20 protein-coding genes are annotated in these 19656 nt (G+C 53.9%); 13 read left to right on the top strand and 7 right to left on the bottom strand.

Annotated elements, in window-relative coordinates; genetic code table 11:
- Window positions 1-106: 106 nt before the first annotated feature.
- Window positions 107-1018, bottom strand: coding sequence for an ABC transporter substrate-binding protein (locus LH23_RS11940; RefSeq protein WP_039291353.1), 912 nt, complete (start codon window positions 1016-1018; stop codon window positions 107-109).
- Between the two features lie 281 nt (window positions 1019-1299).
- On the opposite strand from LH23_RS11940, the gene LH23_RS11935 reads away from it, so the two are divergent.
- On the top strand, window positions 1300-2718 hold the full coding sequence (locus LH23_RS11935) for a glutamine synthetase family protein (RefSeq protein WP_039291351.1): 1419 nt from the start codon (window positions 1300-1302) through the stop codon (window positions 2716-2718).
- A gap of 41 nt (window positions 2719-2759) precedes the next feature.
- Window positions 2760-4181, top strand: a complete 1422-nt coding sequence (locus LH23_RS11930; RefSeq protein ID WP_039291349.1) for an alpha,alpha-trehalose-phosphate synthase (UDP-forming) — start codon at window positions 2760-2762, stop codon at window positions 4179-4181.
- A 247-nt stretch (window positions 4182-4428) separates the two neighbouring features.
- Here the strand turns inward: LH23_RS11930 and LH23_RS11925 are convergent, their stop codons facing one another.
- The gene (locus tag LH23_RS11925) at window positions 4429-4995 is read right to left on the bottom strand and encodes a YceI family protein (RefSeq protein WP_039291347.1); all 567 of its coding nucleotides are present in this window, start codon (window positions 4993-4995) and stop codon (window positions 4429-4431) included.
- Window positions 4996-5273: 278 nt separating this feature from the next.
- Here LH23_RS11925 and LH23_RS11920 point away from each other — a divergent pair, with 278 nt between their 5' ends.
- From LH23_RS11920 to LH23_RS11900, 5 genes are all read left to right on the top strand, one after another.
- Entirely contained in the window at window positions 5274-6137 is an 864-nt protein-coding gene (locus LH23_RS11920) for a dioxygenase (RefSeq protein WP_039291346.1), read from the top strand.
- A gap of 48 nt (window positions 6138-6185) precedes the next feature.
- Entirely contained in the window at window positions 6186-7469 is a 1284-nt protein-coding gene (folC, locus tag LH23_RS11915) for a bifunctional tetrahydrofolate synthase/dihydrofolate synthase (RefSeq protein WP_039291345.1), read from the top strand.
- 257 nt (window positions 7470-7726) lie between these two features.
- Complete coding sequence (locus LH23_RS11910) at window positions 7727-8173, top strand: STM2901 family protein (RefSeq protein ID WP_039291344.1); 447 nt, start codon at window positions 7727-7729, stop codon at window positions 8171-8173.
- Between the two features lie 7 nt (window positions 8174-8180).
- A complete protein-coding gene (locus LH23_RS11905) occupies window positions 8181-8537 on the top strand; it encodes a DUF1493 family protein (protein ID WP_039291338.1) in 357 nt (118 codons plus the stop codon).
- A 19-nt stretch (window positions 8538-8556) separates the two neighbouring features.
- A complete protein-coding gene (locus LH23_RS11900) occupies window positions 8557-9042 on the top strand; it encodes an Hcp family type VI secretion system effector (RefSeq protein ID WP_039291336.1) in 486 nt (161 codons plus the stop codon).
- Window positions 9043-9127: 85 nt separating this feature from the next.
- On the opposite strand, the gene bglX is transcribed toward LH23_RS11900, so the two are convergent.
- Window positions 9128-11425, bottom strand: coding sequence for a beta-glucosidase BglX (bglX, locus tag LH23_RS11895; protein WP_039291334.1), 2298 nt, complete (start codon window positions 11423-11425; stop codon window positions 9128-9130).
- Between the two features lie 176 nt (window positions 11426-11601).
- Here bglX and dld point away from each other — a divergent pair, with 176 nt between their 5' ends.
- Window positions 11602-13335: a D-lactate dehydrogenase gene (gene dld, locus LH23_RS11890; RefSeq protein ID WP_039291332.1), complete on the top strand. Its 1734-nt coding sequence runs from the start codon at window positions 11602-11604 to the stop codon at window positions 13333-13335.
- A gap of 113 nt (window positions 13336-13448) precedes the next feature.
- Window positions 13449-14003, top strand: a complete 555-nt coding sequence (locus LH23_RS11885) for a GNAT family N-acetyltransferase (RefSeq protein ID WP_039291328.1) — start codon at window positions 13449-13451, stop codon at window positions 14001-14003.
- Here LH23_RS11885 and pbpG read toward each other — a convergent pair whose 3' ends face one another.
- Window positions 14004-14945 carry a D-alanyl-D-alanine endopeptidase gene (pbpG, locus tag LH23_RS11880; RefSeq protein ID WP_039291326.1) on the bottom strand — a complete coding sequence of 314 codons (942 nt, stop codon included), beginning with the start codon at window positions 14943-14945 and terminating at the stop codon, window positions 14004-14006.
- A gap of 161 nt (window positions 14946-15106) precedes the next feature.
- Window positions 15107-15694, bottom strand: a complete 588-nt coding sequence (locus LH23_RS11875) for a Yip1 family protein (RefSeq protein ID WP_008456316.1) — start codon at window positions 15692-15694, stop codon at window positions 15107-15109.
- A 164-nt stretch (window positions 15695-15858) separates the two neighbouring features.
- Between LH23_RS11875 and LH23_RS11870 the strand changes: the two genes are divergently transcribed.
- Window positions 15859-16422, top strand: coding sequence for a DedA family protein (locus LH23_RS11870; protein WP_039291324.1), 564 nt, complete (start codon window positions 15859-15861; stop codon window positions 16420-16422).
- Here the strand turns inward: LH23_RS11870 and LH23_RS11865 are convergent.
- Window positions 16419-16988 carry a TetR/AcrR family transcriptional regulator gene (locus LH23_RS11865; RefSeq protein WP_039291322.1) on the bottom strand — a complete coding sequence of 190 codons (570 nt, stop codon included), beginning with the start codon at window positions 16986-16988 and terminating at the stop codon, window positions 16419-16421. The two genes, LH23_RS11870 and LH23_RS11865, sit on opposite strands and share 4 nt — an antisense overlap.
- Before the next feature lie 106 nt (window positions 16989-17094).
- Between LH23_RS11865 and LH23_RS11860 the strand changes: the two genes are divergently transcribed.
- From LH23_RS11860 to yohP, 3 genes are all read left to right on the top strand, one after another.
- Window positions 17095-17562 carry a DUF1348 family protein gene (locus tag LH23_RS11860; protein ID WP_038474398.1) on the top strand — a complete coding sequence of 156 codons (468 nt, stop codon included), beginning with the start codon at window positions 17095-17097 and terminating at the stop codon, window positions 17560-17562.
- A 91-nt stretch (window positions 17563-17653) separates the two neighbouring features.
- Window positions 17654-18391, top strand: coding sequence for a class I SAM-dependent methyltransferase (locus LH23_RS11855; RefSeq protein ID WP_039291317.1), 738 nt, complete (start codon window positions 17654-17656; stop codon window positions 18389-18391).
- Between the two features lie 111 nt (window positions 18392-18502).
- A complete protein-coding gene (gene yohP, locus LH23_RS24360; RefSeq protein ID WP_008456306.1) occupies window positions 18503-18586 on the top strand; it encodes a small membrane protein YohP in 84 nt (27 codons plus the stop codon).
- Window positions 18587-18624: 38 nt separating this feature from the next.
- Here yohP and LH23_RS11850 read toward each other — a convergent pair whose 3' ends face one another.
- Window positions 18625-19578, bottom strand: coding sequence for an MBL fold metallo-hydrolase (locus tag LH23_RS11850; RefSeq protein ID WP_039291316.1), 954 nt, complete (start codon window positions 19576-19578; stop codon window positions 18625-18627).
- Between the last annotated feature and the right edge of the window lie 78 nt (window positions 19579-19656).

Here is a 19656-nt window from a genome sequence, read left to right as displayed (position 1 = left end):
CAGATTGATGACAAACAGCCGAAAACCGGCGTTTTCGACTGTTTGAGGCAGACCAGATAACGACGTGCATTTCGGGCTTTGAAGCACGAAGCACGCCGCCAGCAGGCTATTTAACAAAACCTTTTTGCTTTAAGTAATCAGCGGCCACTTTTTTGGCATCCTGACCTTCCACTGCAATTTTCGCGTTCAACTGCTGCAGGGTTTTCTGGTCGAGGGAAGTAAAGACCGGTTTCAACCAGTCGCCAATTTGTGGGTACTCTTTCAGCACGGCTTCACGCACCACGGCGGTTGGCGCAGAAACGGCCTGCACGCCTTTCGGGTCGGTGAGCGTTTCCAGACCCAGGGCCGCAACCGGGCCGTCAGTGCCGTAAGCCATCGCGGCATTAACGCCGGAAGTTTGCTGCGCGGCTGCTTTAATAGTTACCGCCGTGTCGCCGCCGGCCAGGGAAAGCAACTGGCTTTGTTCCAGTTTAAAGCCGTAAGCTTTTTCGAAAGCAGGCAGCGCGTCGGATCGCTCGATAAACTCGGCGGAAGCCGCAAGCTTAAAGGTGCCTCCCTTTTTCAGGTATTCGCTGAGGTCGGCCAGGGAAACCAGGTGGTTTTTCTCCGCCAAATCCTTACGTACCGCGATGGTGTAAGTGTTATTGGCCGGGGCCGGCGTCAGCCAGACCAGATGGTTTTTGTCGTAATCCAGTTGCTTAACTTTTTCATAGCCCTTCTGGGCATCTTTCCAGGCCGGATCGTTTTCAGTTTTAAAGAAGAACGCACCGTTGCCTGTATATTCCGGGTAAATATCCAGCTCACCGGAGGTAATAGCCCCGCGCACAACCGGGGTTGTTCCGAGCTGGACTTTGTTGACGGTTTTTACGTCATGGCTTTCCAGCACCTGCAAAATAATATTGCCGAGCAAAGATCCTTCGGTGTCAATTTTCGAGCCGACTTTCACCGGTTCAGCCGCCTGTGCACCTGCCGCCAACATCACTAACCCTGCCAAACCCCAACGTGTTGATATGTTCATAGTTATTCCTCGTTGTTCTTTACTTAAAAATCATGCAGTAAACAAAGAATAGCCGAGTTTGAATCGGCTGGGGAAAGCACTAAGCGGTATATGATATGCGAACTCGTTTGGACAGGCAGGCCGCCGCAAGCGCCATCATCAACACCTCAACGCTCGGGCTAAAGCCCTACACTTATTGCCATTTATATTTTTTTTACCCGCCTCCTGAGCTTTTTTACCTTCTTTTTATACGCCAGTGAATATGCTCTTTTCGTCGCCGAGAGGCTTAGAAAAAGACCGCCATGAACTCACTCATTCACCACTCACTCGTTAAAAATATTTTTACGCTTTTCGCTTTTCCGCAGGCCTCATCCAATGAAGAATCCGTCGGCCAGTCAGCGCGGCAAAAGCCAGCGGCGGAGCGAGCTAAAGAGTTTGCCGAAGAAGTGCAGCGCTACCTGCAGCGTCACCCAGAGACAAAGCACGTTGATATTTACCTCAATGACGTCAACGGGGCTTTTCGCGGTAAACGCATCGCGGTAGACAGCCTGCTGTCGCTCTCTGCCGGCTGTTATTTCCCGCAGTCCGTTTACGCGATGGATCACGAGGGCAAGCCGTTTAGCCAGACATCGGCCAGCGAGGAATACGACGAGCCCGACGGGCTTTGCCTGCCAGTGGCGGGGACACTGCGGCCCTGCGCCCACGACCCGAAGCACAACGCGCAGCTGCTGTTGACCATGAAGCAGAGCGACGGCAGCGGCTACGCGCTGGAACCCAGAGTGGTGCTGGAAAATGTCCTGCAGAAGTTTCATTACCACGGCCTGTACCCGGTCGCCGCGCCGGAAATAGAGTTTTATCTGGTCAGCAAAGCCCAGCAGGACGTCCCGGCCCAGGGCTGTTTTTATATGCCCGTCCCTTCCGACTACACCGCTTTTATTGAAGCGCTGGAGCAGGCCGCCGCCGATCAGAAACTGCCGCTGAGCGGTATCGTCTGCGAAGCGGAAGCCGGGCAGTTTGAGCTGAACCTGAAGCATGGCAAAGACATCGTTGGCGTGTGCGAAAGCGTGCTGGCGCTGCGCCGCCTGACCAGCATCGTGGCCGATAAGTTTGGCTATCAGGCCAACTTTATGGCGAAGCCGTTTTCGCACCTGGCCGGAAACGGCCTGCATTTTCATATCAGCCTGAATGACCGTAAAGGCGACAACGTTTTTGCCTCCCCGGCGGAAAACCTGAACGAAATGACCCAGCTCTGCCTGGCGGGGATGCTGCAAACCATGCCCGCCGCCGTGGCCGTTATCGCCCCGCACGTTAACTCTTTCAGGCGGCTGCGTAAAAATCTTAACGAGCCGCTGTTCAGCTCCTGGGGCTACAACAAGCGCAGCGCCGCCTTGCGCATCCCCTGCTCCGACGACAGCAACCGCCGCATTGAATACCGCCTGGCCGGGGCCGACGTGAACCCGTATCTGGCGATGGCCGCCATTCTGACCGGCATGCTTTACGGGCTGGAAAATATCGACAGCGATACCCTGAAAAATTCGGCGCTGTTTGCCCCTGAGCTGCCGCTGTTCCAGCACGTTGCAATCGAAGAATTTCAGCAAAGCCATTACATGACCGAAAGCCTGGGGGAAGCGTTCTCCCGCCAGTGGGTGACCCACAAACTGTCGGAACTGGCGTGGTTTGAAACTATCGTGACCCAGGAAGAAGCGGCGCTGTCCCGCTAACGCCCGTGAACTATCAACCTGAAGCTAACCTGAGGTGATGTATGTCTCGTCTTATTATGCTGTCTAATCGCTGCGAACCAGAACGCGGGCAGCGCGGCGATCCTCTGCTTCCGGTCCTTCATGCCGTTATGAAGAAACATTCGGGCCTGTGGTTTGGCTGGAACGGTGAAATAGCCGCAGGAAATAAGCAAAGAAAAGAGCGTTTTTTCAGCCAGCCGGGCTACCAGCAATACAGCTGGGCGCTGACGCCCAACGAGTATGACAACTTTTACCAGGGCTATATTCATCAGGTGCTGTGGCCGGTTTTTCATAATCGCCCGGACCTGATCCACTATAAAAAAGAGTATTTCACCACCTGGAAAAACTATAACCATGATGTGAAAGCTCGGGTGACCGCCAAAATTGAGCCTGACGACCTGGTCTGGGTGCAGGACTACCATCTGCTGTTCACCGGCAAGATGCTCAAAGAGGATGGCTACACCAACCGCTGTGGCTTCTTCCTGCATCAGCCCTTCCCACCGGGCGATGTGCTGCGATCGGTGCCTGAACACGACAGCCTGATGCAGGCGTTATTCAGCTACGATCTGCTCGGCTTCCAGTCGAGCGGAGATGTGAATAATTTCCTCGCCTATGCGCTGCGGTTTTACCGCGTGGAGCGGCTGGCGGATAATCTTATTCAGCTTAACGGGCACATCATCCGGCTGGGGATTTTCCCCTGCGGCGTGGATAAAACCCTGCCGCCGCTTTCGCACACCAACGCCGAAGCGGTGCGGAACTACCCTCGCCAGATAGTGATCAGCAACGACACGATCAGCGATATCAGCGGCGTGCATTGCCACCTGAATACGATGGAAACGTTTCTGAGCACGCACCCAGAGTACCTGCGTGACGTCAGCCTGCTGCAAATTTCTGACGCCTCAAGGGGCTATTCGTGGTCGGCACGGGATCTCTGCGACCAGCTTGAACACCAGTGCGCGGAAATTAACGCCCGCTTTGGGGATTCAGGCTGGTACCCCATCAACTATATTCGCAACCATCTGTGCCATTCCGATTTGATTTACGCGTTTTACCGTAACGCCCACGTGGCGATGTTCACCCCGCTTTCTGAGGGGATGAGCCTGGAGGCAAAAGCCTTTGTTCTCGCGCAGGATGCCGAAGACCCCGGCGTGCTGATGCTGTCGGCCCTGACCGGCACGGCGGAACAGCTGACCGATGCGGTGTTGATCAATCCCTACGATGCCAACGAAGCAAGCCATGCGCTCTATTCCGCGCTGACGATGCCGCTGCACGAGCGCAAACGCCGTCACCAGCAGCTGATGGCCAAAGTGGAAAGATACGACAGCCAGTGGTGGGCCAGAGCTTTTCTTGATTCACTGAGCGCTGAGCCTGCCCCGGCGCCTGCGACGGTGATCCCTTTCCGCGCGTCTCACCACGGGATTTTTACGCCGCAGAATTTGTATTAATGGTTTCCGGGCAGGAACTGAGCCACACATACGCTCCATGAAGGGCTGGTTTTTACCCTCACCCTAACCCTCTCCCTGGAAGGGAGAGGGGATAGATTGTGTGCTGCTCTGCACTATTGTTTTCACCCTGTGTACGTTCCGGAGAGGGAATAGATTGTGCACTGCTTTGCCCTGTTATTTTCCCCCTCTCCCCCTTGGGGAGAGGGCCGGGGTGAGGGGGGATTGCCCTATCACAGCAGATATACCCCTATCCAACCCTCGCGCGAATTCTAATCTCAATCACAATGCTGTCATCAACCACGGCCTCAAATTTATCCATATTAAAGGCGGCGCGGGAGATAACCGTTGTTGCACGTAAAGAGAGAGCATTTGAGCCTGAAGTTAATGCGGGTGCGTTATCCAGACTCGCCTCCAAAACCACCGGACGCTGAACATTCTTTACCTGCAGCAGGCCAAAAATCCGGTAACGCCCGTTGCCATGGGCCACAACCCTGGTGCTGGTAAACGTGAGCATCGGATAATGTGCGGTATCAAAGAATAGCCCGCCCTGCAGTTGATACGTCAGCAGGCTGTTTGAAGCCTGAAGCGTCGCGACGGGGATGCGCACGCTGATGCTGTCGTGCATATCGTTCCCTGCATCCAGCAAAAGTGAGCCAGTGACACCGTCGAGGTGCGCCTGAGAAGTCCCGCCAAACGCGCGCCATGAAAGTTCTATCGCGGTTTGCGGCGTGAGGATGCTGTAGCTTTCCGGCGCGGCATACAGCCAGGGACTGAACGACAGGCCAAGGATTATTTTCAGAAGAATACGCAGCATGGAGTATTTCCGGTAGCGGACATACTCAGCTAACGTTTCACTCCCGTATTTTATTCATATTTATTTTTATTAATTTTTTGTTGATGCGAAAAACTATAAAAACCAGACAAGCCAGTGAAGTTAGACGTCTAACATCTTAATAACCACACAAAAACAATTAAACCAAAATTAATACACTTGATTACATTAATTCCAGAAGAAGATATTTAAAATTTAAAAAGTCAGTGTCACATTGTGGGTCCCTCACCCTACTCCTCGTGGCAGCGAGACATAATAAAATGTTAAACATCGACGATAAAAATATTACCCAGGCAGTGCTCTCCAGAATTTCAATCCCCACCGACGACCGTATGCATACAATTTTTACTGGCCTGATCGAGCATTTGCATTCTTTTGCCCGGGAAGTTCAGCTGACGGAGCAGGAGTGGGAGAAAGGCATTGAATTTCTTACCCTGGTTGGAAAATATTGCAGCCCCGAACGCCAGGAGTTTATTTTGCTTTCCGATGTGCTGGGATTATCTTCTCTGGTCATTGCGCAAAATAATCGCAAACCCGCCGGATGCACGGAATCCACCGTATTTGGACCTTTTCATGTTGCGGAAGCCCCACTGCTTGAACCGGGAGACGATTTTTCACAGGGTGCACCGGGCACGCCGTGGTTTGTAACAGGCAAAGTAACCGGGATCGGCGGGGAAACCGTTGCCAATGCAACGATTGATATATGGCATGCCGACGGCGAGGGTCAATACGATGTGCAGGCCGCGGATATTCACGGACTTCGATGCCGCGGCGTCATGAAAGCGGATTCACAGGGAAATTTCTTTTTTAGAACCGTTGTCCCTGAGGCTTACGAGATCCCCAGCGACGGCCCGGTTGGCAGCCTGCTCGCCGCCCAGGGGAGGGCCGCGTGGCGCCCGGCGCATCTGCACTTCATGATCAATGCCGAGGGATACCAGCGTTTAATTACGCATGTCTTCAATAAAGAGGATGAATACCTCAATTCGGACAGCGTATTTGGCGTAAGAGCCTCATTGATTGCCGACTGGGTTAAACACGCGCCGGGCATTGCGCCTGACGGGACATTTTGCCCGCAATCATTCTGCACCCTGGACTTCAATTTCGTCCTGAACCCGATCAGCTAAAGCGGCACCCCCACCCCGCAGATTGTAGTTTTATCCAAGGAATATTTGATGAGCAACCGTGCAAACATACCCGATCTCACATCAGACTTACCCCACTGGCTGGCCTACATCGACAGCCTTCATTCGCAGGTCATTGATATGGGCCTGGACAGAATCAAGGACGTGGCCACCAAACTGAATGTCTTACAGCCTGCGCCTTTTGTCTTTTTGGTTGGCGGGACCAACGGGAAAGGCACCACCTGCCATACCCTCGAGAAAGTGCTGATGCTGTCAGGGCACAAAGTGGGCGTCTTCAGCTCACCCCACATGATTCATTATAAAGAGACCGTGCGCATTCAGGGCCAGGAGCTGTCGGATGCCGCCCATATTGCTGCTTTTGTTGAAATTGAAAAAGCACGCGAGGCCACGACGCTCACGCCTTTCGAGTTCAATACGCTAGGCGCATTTTGCCTGATGAAATGGGCTCAGGTTGATGTCGCAATCATTGAGGTCGGCATGGGCGGCCGGGATGATGCGACCAACATTCTCACGCCGGATGTCTCTGTGATTACCAACGTGGCACTGGATCATGAAGACTGGCTGGGGAAAGGCACCGAAGCCATCGGCGAAATCAAAGCGGGCATCTTCCGCCCCGGTCGTCCGGCGGTGATTGGGCAAGTTCAGGCCCCGGCGTCATTGCTCCGTTATGCGGCACAGATTGGCGCAATGACCCATCAACGCGGGACCAACTGGCAAGTAACAGACCGTGGAGAGGCATGGGCGTTTAGCGATAGCTTCGGCGAAATAGTGCCGCTGAGTCAGCCTAAAATGCCTCGGGATAACGTGGCTACCGCCGTCGCGGCCCTACGCGTCAGCGGGCTTAAATTTGATCTTACCGCGTTGGACGAAGTCATTGACAAGGCCAATTTGCCGGGTCGTTTTCAAGTCATTAACCATCAACCGACGGTAATTTTAGATGTGGCGCACAACCCGCATGCTGCGGCATATTTAGCGGAAAGATTGCGCAACTTCCCCAAAAAGGGAAAGTACCTTTTTGTGATCGGCATGCTTATTAATAAAGACATCAACGGCACTATTGAACAGTTAAAAGACCTCAACGGTGCATGGTATTGCTGCGGTATTCAGGCGGGCCCCAGAAGCTCTAAAGCTGAAGATATTGCTCAGTATTTACCGCAGGCAAAAAACTTCCCGGATATTTTATCCGGTTGGGAAGCGGCCAAAGATGACGCCACTGCCGACGATGTAATTGTCGTCTGCGGCTCATTCTATTCTGTTGCGCCAGTATTAAACGAGCTCAATCTTGCCAGCGAAAATAATCAGGGAATACGCTAGCTTTCAGCGGGATATTAATTACACCTAAAAAAACAGCCACCTTTAAAGGTGGCTGCATTCTTATAGTACTCAGTTTTATTTCAGCTCAAATTCACCCTGCTGTACGCGTGCAGAATCCAGGCCGATACATGTTAAAATTTCCGCTACTCGTATGAGTAACGTCTTGTATTTTAGGTTTTATCTCACGATAAACTCATTGCACAAAAACCACAAAAATAATATGGTCAATGCCAATATTTCACTACAAGGAGGTGATAGTGGACACGGTAGAAGAACTGAATGGCACGTACTTTTATAATGGTTCCTCTAATTTAAGTGCAGGAGAACTGTTCTTCTGGATTATGATTGATGAAACATTAGATCATTTTGGAATATCTGACATAGCAGCAATTACAGGGGTTTATCTTGGTTCGAACAGCATAACCGTTGCTGGTAAGTTCGCGGGAGCAACTCCAGGTACATCAGTTGCGTCAATATATTCCAGGAAACTATTCAGGGACAGAATGTTACCTATCGGTTTGCCTACCTGGGTAGGATTTCCACCAAAGGTGAATATGATCATGACTAAAAGATTAGGTACATTTGTGGGCAGAACGATACCTGTCATAGGATGGGTTATATTTGCGTCCGATGTTTCATCTATAACTTATAAAACGATAAGCAAATACAACATCATAGCCCGCCAATCAGATCGTTTATGGTGAGTGACACATGCATAATTCAGACGATGTTGAACAACAGGTCTTGAACTGGTATCAGGAAAAATGGAATGTAAGAGTCTTTCCTTTTTTCAGAAAACAACGCATCAGTCTGGACACCAGCCTTTCAACCGGAAAATACCCCTGGTCTTGCGAAGATGCTGAAGAAATACTTGAAGACTACTTCACCCACTTTAATGTTAATAAAGAGGGGTTTTCTTTTATCAAACATTGGCCTAATGAAGAAGTCTTTCTCCCACTTAATTTCCTGCGTTCTAAAGAAAAAAAATGGAAGTGGATTGAGCCTGAACCATTAACGCTAAGAATGCTTGTGGAATCTGCTAAGGCTGGCTACTGGATTTATAACTAACCTATAAGGATATTATGATATGGCAATACCAGCTCATTTATGGCTTAAAGATGATGGCGGAGCACTTATTAAAGGTTCATGCGATGTTCAGGATCGAGAAGCTAGTATAGAAATTATTGGGTTTGGACATGGAATGCACATTCCAACTGATAATAATACAGGAAAAATCACTGGAACACGTATTCATGCTCCGATGATAATTGAAAAGGAATTCGATAGCTCAACGCCATATCTTTACAAGGCTGTATCAACAGGCCAATCACTTAAAAGTGCTGAAATAAAATGGTATAAAATTAGTGATGCAGGTCTGGAGGTTGAATACTTCAACATGTACCTTGAAGGCGTTAAAGTCGTCGCTGTGACACCTGTAATGTACAACACAAAAACCGTCGAAAAATGCAACCACATGGAACGAATCGAACTTCGATACGAAAAAATCACATGGAAGTACGTTGATGGCAATATTCAATATACTGATGCCTGGAATGAAAGGGCGACAGCGTAAGTCTTAATAACGACATACACAATATTATACGCCCCATAAAACTGAGCCACCCCGAAAGGTGGCTTTTTTTTCAAATATCCGCTGTTTATTTCAGCTCAAATTCACCCTGCTGTACGCGTGCAGAATCCAGCCCAATAAACACGTTGAACTTGCCCGGCTCCGCATCGTACTTCATCTTCGCGTTCCAGAACTTCAGGGCGCTGATGTCGATTGGGAAGCTGACCGTCTGGCTTTCACCCGCTTTCAGCGCCACTTTCTTAAAGCCTTTCAGCTCTTTCACCGGGCGGCTCATGGAAGCAGTCACGTCCTGAAGGTACATCTGCACCACGGTTTCCCCTGCGCGATCGCCGGTGTTGGTGACGGTGACGGAGGTTTCAACTTTGCCGTCGCGCTTCATGCTTGGGGCGGAAAGCTTCACGTCACCCACTTTGAAGGTGGTGTAGCTCAGCCCGTAGCCAAACGGATACAGCGGCCCGTTGGCTTCATCGAAGTAGCGAGAGGTGTATTTGTTTGGTTTTTCAGGATCGTACGGGCGACCGGTATTCAGGTGGCTGTAGTACGTCGGAATTTGCCCCACGGAACGCGGGAAGGACATCGGCAGTTTGCCGGACGGATTGTAGTCGCCGAACAGAATGTCAGCGACGGCGTTACCACCTTCCGTGCCGCCGTACCAAGCTTCAAGCAGCGCGTCCGCCTGCTGATCTTCTTTCACCAGCGCCAGAGGACGGCCGTTCATCAACACCAGCACCAGCGGTTTACCCGTAGCCTTCAGCGCGGCAATCAGGTCACGCTGGCTTTGCGGTAGCGTCAGGTTGGTGCGGCTGGAGGCTTCATGCGCCATGCCCTGGGCTTCACCGACCACGGCCACCACCACGTCGGCGTTTTTCGCCGTATTCACCGCTTCGTCGATCATCGCTTTCGGGGAGCGTGGGTCAACGGTGACTGCCGGTTCGTACTGGTTCAGGAACGCAACAATGTCTTTTTCATCCGTCACGTTCGCGCCTTTGGCAAACACCACTTTGCCCTGCTGGCCCACGGCATTTTTGATGCCCTCCAGCGGGTTGACGGACTGCGCGGCCACGCCTGCGGCAGACCAGCTGCCCATGGCGTCACGCTTGCTGTCCGCCAGGGGACCAATCACCGCGATGGTAGAGGTCTTTTTCAGCGGCAGAGTCTGCAGGCGGTTTTTCAGCAGCACCATGCTTTCACGCGCCACTTCACGCGCTTCTTTGCGGTGCAGACGGCTTTCGGCGTTAGTGTCTACCGGGTCAGAGTCTTTCGGCCCGAGGTGGCTGTACGGATCGTTGAACAGCCCCATGTCGTATTTCACGTTCAGCACGTGACGTGTGGCGTCATCCAGCTCTTTCATCGGCACTGCGCCGCTTTTCACCAGCTCCGGCAGGTACTTGCTGTAGTATTCGTCGCTCATGCTCATGTTGATGCCGGAGTTGAGCGCAATACGTACCGCGTCTTTCGGATCGCTGGCTACGCCGTGTTTGATAAGCTCTTTAATCGCGCCGTGATCGGAGATGGTGATGCCTTTGAATTTCCACTCGTCACGCAGCAAATCTTTCAGCAGCCAGCTGTCCGCGGAGGCCGGCGTACCGTTCAGGGAGTTCAGCGCCACCATTACTCCGCCGCTGCCCGCGTCCAGCGCGGCTTTATAAGGCGGCATGTAGTCGTTGAACAGGCGCTGTGGGCTCATGTCTACGGTGTTGTACTCTTTCCCGCCTTCTACCGCGCCATACGCGGCGAAGTGTTTCACGCTAGTCATCACCGAGTAGCGATCCGCCGGGCTTTTGCCCTGCATCGCTTCCACCATGGTGCGCCCCATAATGGAGGTCAGATAAGTGTCTTCCCCAAAGCCCTCGGACACGCGGCCCCAGCGCGGATCGCGCGAGACATCGACCATCGGCGCCCAGGTCATGTTCAGGCCATCGTCGGCGGCTTCATAGGCGGAAATACGCCCCACGGTTTTGACCGCATCAAGGTTGAAAGAGGACGCCAGGCCGAGGCTTATCGGGAAAACGGTGCGCTGGCCGTGAACCACATCGTAGGCAAAGAAGAGAGGAATTTTCAGGCGGCTGAGCTGCATCACCTGGTCCTGCATGGTACGGATATCCTGGCGGGTGACCGTGTTGAAAATGGCCCCCACCTGCCCGGCTTTGATCATTTCACGGATAGCTTCTTTCGGGTTATCCGGGCCGACGCTTATCAACCGTAGCTGACCGATTTTTTCATCGGTAGTCATTTTTTTCAGCAGGTCGGTGACGTAGGCATCACGCGCTTCCGGCGTTAAAGGGTGCGGGCCAAACATTTCGTCGGCCAACGCAGGCTGCAGCGCCAGGCTTACGGCAATCCCTACAGAACAGAGCCATTTCATCGGATTCACTCTCACAAGCTTTTGTTAAGGCGTGCAGTTTGCCACATCGCCACCACGGTAAGAAGAGCGTAGCAAAGCCTGGCTGCTGATTTCGCGGAGATTTCCTCGTTACGCTCACGTTTTTCGGCGCTATGCTTAACGGCAAGCTTTTTGATGCCACCACAAGGAGTGGATCCATGTCTGTTTTGATGACTTCTGATAATAAAACGCTGATAAACGAACTCTCTCGCCACGTTGGCTCGCACCATGTTTTAACCGATCCAGCCAAAACGGCTCGCTACCGCAAAGGCTTCCGCTCCGGCCAGGGGGAAGCGCTGGCCGTGGTGTTCCCCGGCTCTCTGCTGGAGCTGTGGCGCGTATTAAGCGCCTGCGTCGAGGCGGATAAAATCATTATTATGCAGGCCGCCAACACCGGCCTGACCGAAGGCTCGACGCCAAGCGGCAGCGACTACGATCGCGATATTGTGATCATCAGCACGCTGCGCCTCGACAAGCTGCATCTGCTGGATAAGGGCGAGCAGGTGCTGGCCTACCCGGGTACCACGCTTTACTCGCTGGAAAAAGCGCTGAAGCCGCTCGGGCGCGAGCCGCATTCGGTGATTGGCTCATCCTGTATTGGCGCTTCGGTTATCGGCGGCATTTGCAATAACTCCGGCGGGTCGCTGGTGCAGCGCGGCCCAGCATACACCGAGATGTCGCTTTTCGCGCGTATTGATGAACGCGGCAAGCTGCAGTTGGTAAACCATCTGGGGATTAACCTCGGCACCACGCCGGAACAAATTCTTAGCGCGCTCGACGATGAGCGTGTGAAAGACAGCGACGTGCAGCACGATGGTCGCCACGCTCACGACCACGATTATGTATCCCGAGTACGCGACGTTGAGGCCGACACGCCCGCACGTTATAACGCTGACCCCGACCGCCTGTTTGAATCTTCAGGCTGCGCGGGCAAGCTGGCGGTCTTCGCCGTCCGCCTCGACACCTTCCCGGCGGAAAAGCGCCAGCAGGTGTTTTACATCGGCACCAACCAGCCCAATGTACTCACCGAGATTCGTCGCCATATTCTGGCCAACTTCGAAAATCTGCCGGTCGCCGGGGAGTATATGCACCGCGATATTTACGACATCGCGGAGAAGTACGGCAAAGACACGTTCCTGATGATCGACAAGCTCGGCACCGACAAAATGCCGTTCTTTTTCACCATGAAGGGGCGCACCGACGCGATGCTCGATAAAGTGTCGCTGTTTAAGCCGCACTTTACCGACCGCTTTATGCAGAAGCTCGGCGGCGTTTTCCCGGCGCACCTGCCGGAGCGCATGAAAACCTGGCGGGATAAATACCCTCACCACCTGCTGCTGAAAATGGCCGGGGACGGGATCGATGAGGCCAAAGCGTGGCTGAGCGAATATTTTAAAACCGCCGAAGGTGACTTCTTCGTTTGTACTGCGGAAGAAGGCAGCAAAGCCTTCCTGCACCGCTTTGCCGCCGCCGGGGCCGCCATTCGCTACCACGCCGTGCATGCGGATGAAGTGGAGGATATTCTGGCGCTGGATATCGCGCTGCGCCGCAACGACGAAGACTGGTTCGAAGAGCTGCCGCCGGAGATCGGCGATAAGCTGATCCATCGCCTCTATTACGGCCACTTTATGTGCCATGTCTTCCATCAGGATTACATCGTCAAAAAAGGCGTGGACGTGCACGAGCTGAAAGAGCAGATGCTGGCGCTGTTGCACGAACGCGGGGCGCAGTACCCCGCCGAACATAACGTCGGCCATCTCTACAAAGCGCCGGAAACGCTGAAGCAGTTCTACAAGGCCAACGACCCGACCAACAGCATGAACCCGGGGATTGGCAAAACGACCCGGCGTAAAGGCTGGGCTGAGGACCATAGCGAGCAGGAGCACGGCTGACGGAGATAAGTTTCTCCTATGACGGGCAAACTATGTTTCACGCTTTTTTGGGCATAGATTAATAAAGCAGGGTGAAGGCTATCTTCACCCTTTTTCTGCCCAAGGAGCGAAAGATGTCCGCAGTAGAAACGTTGCCTTTCCCTGCCGTACTCATCAGGGAAGCCACCCCCGACGATATCCCCGCTATGACAACGATTTATGCCTGGCACGTGCTGCACGGCAAAGGATCGTTTGAAGAAATCCCGCCGGATGGAAAACAGATGACCGAGCGGCTGGCGGCGGTTCGCGCTCATGGCCTGCCGTGGCTGGTCGCGGTGATTGATAATCAAGTGGTGGGCTACTGCTACGCTACGGTGTACCGCCCTCGCCCCGGCTACCGCTACACGGTAGAAGATTCGGTGTATATCGACGCTGCTATGACCGGACGCGGCATTGGAAAAGCCCTGTTGAGCCAGCTCATCGTACTGTGTGAAAAAGGGCCGTGGCGGCAAATGATTGCGGTGATTGGCGACGGGGAAAATAATACCGGATCGTGCAAATTACACAGTCAGCACGGGTTTGAAACCGTCGGATGTTTGCGAAGCGTTGGCTTTAAGCTGGGTGACTGGCGGGACACACTCATGATGCAGCGCCCCCTCAACGGCGGAGACGGGACGCTGCCGGACTGATTACTCTTCTTCCGAACCTGCGGCGGTGTTGTTCGCCATTTGCGCCGCTTTAGAGCGCTTGTAGCTTAACGCTGCCGCCGGAACCGGGGTCACTTTGCCGGTTTCCATCCAGTTTCGCAGGCGGTTAGCATCCGCGAAGTGGGTGTATTTCCCGAACGCGTCCAGCACCACCAGCGCCACAGGGCGGCCGTTGATGACAGTGCGCATTACCAGGCAGTGGCCCGCGTTATTGGTAAAACCGGTCTTCGTCAGCTGAATATTCCAGTTTTCGCGGTACACCAAATGGTTGGTGTTGCGGAACGGCAGCGTGTAAGCCGGGTTGCGGAAGGTGGCCATATCTTCATGCGTGGTGCTGAGCTGGCCCAGCAGCGGGTATTTCTGCGTCGCCACCAGCAGCTTGGCCAGATCGCTCGCGGTTGAGACGTTCTCAATCGACAGGCCGGTCGGCTCCACATAGCGGGTGTGGGTCATGCCGAGGGACTTCGCCTTCGCATTCATCGCACGAATAAACGCGTCGTAGCCACCAGGATAGTGGTGCGCCAGGCTTGCCGCCGCGCGGTTTTCTGACGACATCAGCGCGAGCAGCATCATGTTTTTGCGGCTGATTTCGCTGTTCAGGCGAACGCGAGAGTATACGCCCTTCATTTCAGGCGTATGGCTGATGTCCACTTTCAGCATTTCATCCATCGGCAGATGGGCGTCCAGCACCACCATCGCGGTCATCAGTTTGGTGATGGAGGCAATAGGACGAACCAGATCCGGATGGCTGGAATAGAGAATCTTGTTGGTTTGCAGATCGACAATCATGGCGCTGCCGGAGGCAATCTCCTGACCGGCGCTGGCCGCGTGGGTGGCGACCTTACTGGCCTCTGCCTGCGGGGCAAAAGGCACAGTCATCATCAGCGCAAGGCTGAACAACGATAAACGGATTTTTGTCGGCATGGTGACACTTCTGTAATGATTCCGGAAAAGTAGAGGCTCACCGCTAAGCGTCATCGGGATGACATAAACATGCGGGGCGCCGGAATCATACTCCGCCGCCCCGCTTGACTGCCAGTTAAGAATCGTAACGTTATATCAAAACTTTCTGTTAATTCGCCCCGTCAGAACAAACGGTAGCCATAACCCCACAGAATCACCGCGACGGCCAGCAACACTTCCAGTACCAGCACGCCAATGGCCAGGGTTGAGCTGGAAAAACTCATCCCCTCTTCTTTGTCGATGCCGAGGAAGTCCGGCACGCCGACGTAGAGCAGATAGCCGGTGTAGACCAGCGCCAGAGCGCCCACCGCCACGCACAGCCAGACCAGCGGATAAAGCGCTACAATCCCGCTTAAGAACAGCGGCGTGGCCACGTAGCCTGCGAAGACCATACAGCGGGCAAGCGACGGACGCTGCGGATAGTTACGCGCCATCCACCAGATAACCCGCCCCATCACCGCGACGCCGCCCAGCATCAGGGCGTAGAAAAGAATGCCCAGATACAGGCCGGTAAACATAGAGAGCTGAACGTAAGTGCCGTCCCCGAAGTTCCAGCCAATTTGCGTGGTGCCGATAAACGCGCAGATGACGGGAATAGCCGCCATCAACAGCACATGGTGAGTGTAGTGATGCGAGACGGACTCGTTCTCGCGCTTAATTTCCTGCATTTCCCGATTAGGATGGGAAAACAATCCCCAGACATGGCTCATACAACCTCCGGACCTGCGGCGCAAATACTTGCGATACTCCAAGTATAATTCACCTTCAGGTTATTATTTAACCAGGTGAAAAATATCTCCGATTCTGTACAGGCCTGGCGGCGATGAGTTGTATGCTTTAGGGAGGCATTTTACATGGAGGAGAGTCCAGCTTAATGGATATCAATGGCTTAATAGAACAGTATGGCTACGCCGCGCTGATTATCGGCAGTATGGCAGAGGGGGAAACCATTACCCTGTTAGGCGGCGTGGCCGCGCATCAGGGGCTTTTAACCTTCCCATTAGTCGTCCTGTCTGTCGCGCTCGGCGGCATGATTGGCGATCAGGTGCTGTTCCTGGTCGGCAGGCACTTCGGCAGCGCCCTGCTGGCTCGCTTTAAGAAGCATCAAAAGAAAGTGGCCAAAGCGCAGGCGCTGATCAACCGCCATCCGTATTTGTTCGTGATTGGCAGCCGCTTTATGTACGGGTTTCGCATCGTCGGGCCGATTATCATCGGCGCCAGCAAACTTCCGCCAAAGCTGTTTATTCCGCTGAATATCTGCGGAGCCATTCTGTGGGCCACGCTGTTTACGACGCTTGGCTATCTTGGCGGCGAAGTCGTCGGCCCGTGGCTGCACAGCCTGGATACTCACCTACGCCACTGGATTTGGCTTATTGTTGCCGTGGTGCTGGTCGTGGCCGTCCGCCTGTGGTTTAAGCACCGGCAAAAAGAGGATTAATCCTCGGCTGCGGGCAGCAACGCCAGCCACGCCCGCAGCAGCAGAAGCGCCTCTTCGCCGCTACCATCGCGCTGGGCTTTAACTATCGCGCCGTCAATCACCAGCGCCAGCATTTCTGCCTGCTGCCTGCCACCTGCATTATCGGGCAAATAACCGGCCAGACATTCCACCATCGCCTGCTTGTGAGCGCGGGCAATCGGCAGCGTGTCCGGCAGCGCCTCGGCCATTTCTACCGCCGAATTAATAAATGCACAGCCGCGAAACGCCTCATCGTCAAACCAGTTTTGCAAGGTAGCCCTTAACGCTTCCGCCAGCCCTTTCCCTTCGCCGGTTTGCGCTTCCAGCATGCGGCTAAACCACACCATCCAGCGCTGATGGCGATAATCCAGAAAAGCACGGATCAGGTCGTCTTTGGCCGGAAAATGCCGGTAGAAGGTCACTTTGGTGACGCTGGCTTCTTTGATGATTCTGTCTATGCCGGTGGCGCGAATGCCGTCACGGTAAAACAAATCGTGCGCGGTGTGCAGAATACGATCGCGGGCGCCGGGGGTCGCTGCAGTAGGCATGATTTCTCCTGTTAAAAAACTATCATGACGCATGTAGACAAATCTGTCTACCCAGGCTAGCTTAGAGATGTAGACAGACCTGTCTACACATTCACAGGAGCAGACCATGACAGTAAAACCCCCGGTTCCCCCATTTACGCTCGAGACGGCAAAACAAAAAGTTCGCCTGGCGGAAGACGCCTGGAACAGCCGCGATCCCGAACGCGTCTCGCAGGTTTACGCCCTGAATACCCACTGGCGTAACCGGGCTGAGTTTGTTGATGGCCGCGAAGCCGTCGTCGGCTTTTTAACTCGCAAGTGGCAGCGAGAGCTGGACTACCGGCTGATCAAAGAGATCTGGGCGCACGACGGGAACCGTATTGCGGTGCGCTTCGCCTATGAATGGCACGATGATTCTGGCAACTGGTTCCGCAGCTTCGGCAACGAAAACTGGGAGTTTGACGAGCAGGGCCTGATGATTAACCGCCACGCCTGTATCAACGACACGCCGATCAAAGAGAGCGAGCGAGCCTTCTTCTGGCCGCTGGGCCGCCGCCCGGACGATCATCCCGAGCTGAGTCATTTCGGTTTTTAACGGTTTTGCCGTCGGAGCCGGTTTTCTTTCCGGCGGCGTCGCGTCTAAAATTCCTGCTGGCCAATGATGGCCTGATAAACGCGGAGGATTTATGACGCAAAATATCTATGACGATCCGGCCTTTTTTGCCGGTTATGCCACGCTGGACCGCTCTGTAAAAGGTCTGGATGGCGCGCCTGAATGGGCAAAAGTTCAGGCGATGCTGCCGCCGCTGGCTGGCAAGCAGGTGCTGGATTTAGGCTGCGGCTACGGCTGGTTTTGCCGCTACGCAAGAGATGCTGGTGCGGCAAAAACGGTCGGGCTGGATGTATCGACGCGCATGCTCGCCAAAGCTCGTGAAATGACCGAAGGTCCAGGCATCGACTACCGCCAGGAAGATCTTTCCACTCTGCAACTGCCAGCGAACAGTATCGATCTGGCCTACAGCTCTCTGGCGCTTCATTACCTGGATGACATTCGCCCGCTGTTTGCCACGCTTGAACAGGCTCTGGTGCCGGGAGGCAAGCTGGTCTTTACCGCCGAGCACCCGATCTACACCGCTCCTGCGGCGCAGACGTGGCTGCAGGATCAGACCGGGCAACGCAGTTGGCCAGTGAATCATTATCAGCAGGAAGGTGAGCGCCTCAGCAACTGGTTTGCCGAAGGCGTGAAGAAACAGCACCGCAAGCTGGCCACCTGGATTAACGCCCTGATTGAAAGCGGCTTTGTGATTGAAAAGCTCGACGAATGGGGCCCCGAGGCCGAACAAATTGCCCTCAACCCCGCACTGGCAGAAGAGGCCGAACGGCCAATGATCTTCCTGCTCGCGGCAGCTAAACCCCAGCGTTAAATCTAAGTAGCATTCTTTTTCTCAATTATTCCGTCTACGGGGAGGCAACTCCCCCGTCCACTGATCCTTGCCTATACTCAACAAGAGCCAACCAAAAGGTAAGGAGCGCTAATGAAAATTATTTTATGGGCCATTCTGATTATCTTCCTCATCGGGCTGCTGGTGGTGACCGGCGTATTCAAAATGATCTTTTAAAAACGCCTGGCGCCACGTTTATGTGGCGCCTTTCGCTCTCAATTCGCTCGGCTACTGTAGTTTACCGGCACCCAGCGCCAGGCTTTGCCTTCTTCTTTTACATGACCAATCCCCGGGAAAGCAATGTGCGCCGCCGCAACCCAGTCGCCTTCCTGGGCCGCCAGTTTTAACACCTTCTCACGCGTGGCAACCGCCTGCTGCTGGTTAACATCGAAATGAATCGCCACTTCCGGATCGGGCATCTGCACCGCTTTAGCATGAATGATATCGCCCCACATCAGCATATTTTGGCCGCCCCGGCTAACACGATAAATCACGCTGCCCGGCGTGTGCCCTGCAGCAGGAATGGCTTCTATGCCAGGCAGAATTTCTGTCGGAGCATGAAAAGTGGTGAGCTTACCGGCATCAATCACCGGGCGCAGCGAACGTTCAGATTCAGCAAAGGTATGCCGCTGCCCAGGCTCAACGTCGCTGAGGTGAGCGGGGTTGAGCCAGAAATCGACGTCTTTCTGTTCCACGCGAACCGTCGCCTTGGGGAAAGCAGGCTTACCGCGGTATTCCACCCCGCCGGAATGATCGGCATGAATATGGGTTAGCAGCACCAGAGAAATATCTTCAGGGGCAATACCTGCCGCCCGTAGATTCTCCAGCAGGTGCCCACCGGCAGAGCCAAATAATTCCCCGGCGCCTGTATCAACCAGAATCAATTCGCGCCCCGTATTGATAACAAAGGCATTGATCGACGTTTCTGCGGCGGGCGTCATTGCGTCCGCCGCCATACGCTGGCGCAGTTTCTGCGGCGTAATGTGCGTCAGCAATTTATCCAGCGGTACCACTACGGTGCCGTCCGACACCGCCGTAATTTGCCAGTCCCCCAGCATCATGCGGTAATATCCAGGCGATTGCTGCTGAGTTATAGCCTGCGGCGTGGCCAGGACAGAAACGGATATTGTGCCGCCTAAAAGCGTTAGCAGCATGAGCAAAGTTTTCATTTTATTCTCCAGGCAGGTGTTCAACTTGCCGCCAGTATCCCGTCGGGCGTATCATCACGCCAATTGATTGGAGAAATA

Source organism: Cedecea neteri, assembly GCF_000758305.1.
Lineage (GTDB): Bacteria > Pseudomonadota > Gammaproteobacteria > Enterobacterales > Enterobacteriaceae > Cedecea > Cedecea neteri_C.
This window is presented reverse-complemented; position numbering and strand designations above follow the sequence as displayed.

Bases quoted from the DNA above. Each gene is read 5' to 3' on its own strand.
- LH23_RS11850 (WP_039291316.1), bottom strand. From the start codon at position 19,578: ATGAAAACTTTGCTCATGCTGCTAACGCTTTTAGGCGGCACAATATCC.
- LH23_RS11865 (WP_039291322.1), bottom strand. From the start codon at position 16,988: ATGCCTACTGCAGCGACCCCCGGCGCCCGCGATCGTATTCTGCACACC.
- dld (WP_039291332.1), top strand. From the start codon at position 11,602: ATGTCTGTTTTGATGACTTCTGATAATAAAACGCTGATAAACGAACTC.
- yohP (WP_008456306.1), top strand. From the start codon at position 18,503: ATGAAAATTATTTTATGGGCCATTCTGATTATCTTCCTCATCGGGCTG.
- pbpG (WP_039291326.1), bottom strand. From the start codon at position 14,945: ATGCCGACAAAAATCCGTTTATCGTTGTTCAGCCTTGCGCTGATGATG.
- LH23_RS11885 (WP_039291328.1), top strand. From the start codon at position 13,449: ATGTCCGCAGTAGAAACGTTGCCTTTCCCTGCCGTACTCATCAGGGAA.
- LH23_RS11870 (WP_039291324.1), top strand. From the start codon at position 15,859: ATGGATATCAATGGCTTAATAGAACAGTATGGCTACGCCGCGCTGATT.
- LH23_RS11860 (WP_038474398.1), top strand. From the start codon at position 17,095: ATGACAGTAAAACCCCCGGTTCCCCCATTTACGCTCGAGACGGCAAAA.
- LH23_RS11905 (WP_039291338.1), top strand. From the start codon at position 8,181: ATGCATAATTCAGACGATGTTGAACAACAGGTCTTGAACTGGTATCAG.
- folC (WP_039291345.1), top strand. From the start codon at position 6,186: ATGAGCAACCGTGCAAACATACCCGATCTCACATCAGACTTACCCCAC.
- LH23_RS11855 (WP_039291317.1), top strand. From the start codon at position 17,654: ATGACGCAAAATATCTATGACGATCCGGCCTTTTTTGCCGGTTATGCC.
- bglX (WP_039291334.1), bottom strand. From the start codon at position 11,425: ATGAAATGGCTCTGTTCTGTAGGGATTGCCGTAAGCCTGGCGCTGCAG.
- LH23_RS11900 (WP_039291336.1), top strand. From the start codon at position 8,557: ATGGCAATACCAGCTCATTTATGGCTTAAAGATGATGGCGGAGCACTT.
- LH23_RS11920 (WP_039291346.1), top strand. From the start codon at position 5,274: ATGTTAAACATCGACGATAAAAATATTACCCAGGCAGTGCTCTCCAGA.
- LH23_RS11875 (WP_008456316.1), bottom strand. From the start codon at position 15,694: ATGAGCCATGTCTGGGGATTGTTTTCCCATCCTAATCGGGAAATGCAG.
- LH23_RS11935 (WP_039291351.1), top strand. From the start codon at position 1,300: ATGAACTCACTCATTCACCACTCACTCGTTAAAAATATTTTTACGCTT.
- LH23_RS11925 (WP_039291347.1), bottom strand. From the start codon at position 4,995: ATGCTGCGTATTCTTCTGAAAATAATCCTTGGCCTGTCGTTCAGTCCC.
- LH23_RS11940 (WP_039291353.1), bottom strand. From the start codon at position 1,018: ATGAACATATCAACACGTTGGGGTTTGGCAGGGTTAGTGATGTTGGCG.
- LH23_RS11930 (WP_039291349.1), top strand. From the start codon at position 2,760: ATGTCTCGTCTTATTATGCTGTCTAATCGCTGCGAACCAGAACGCGGG.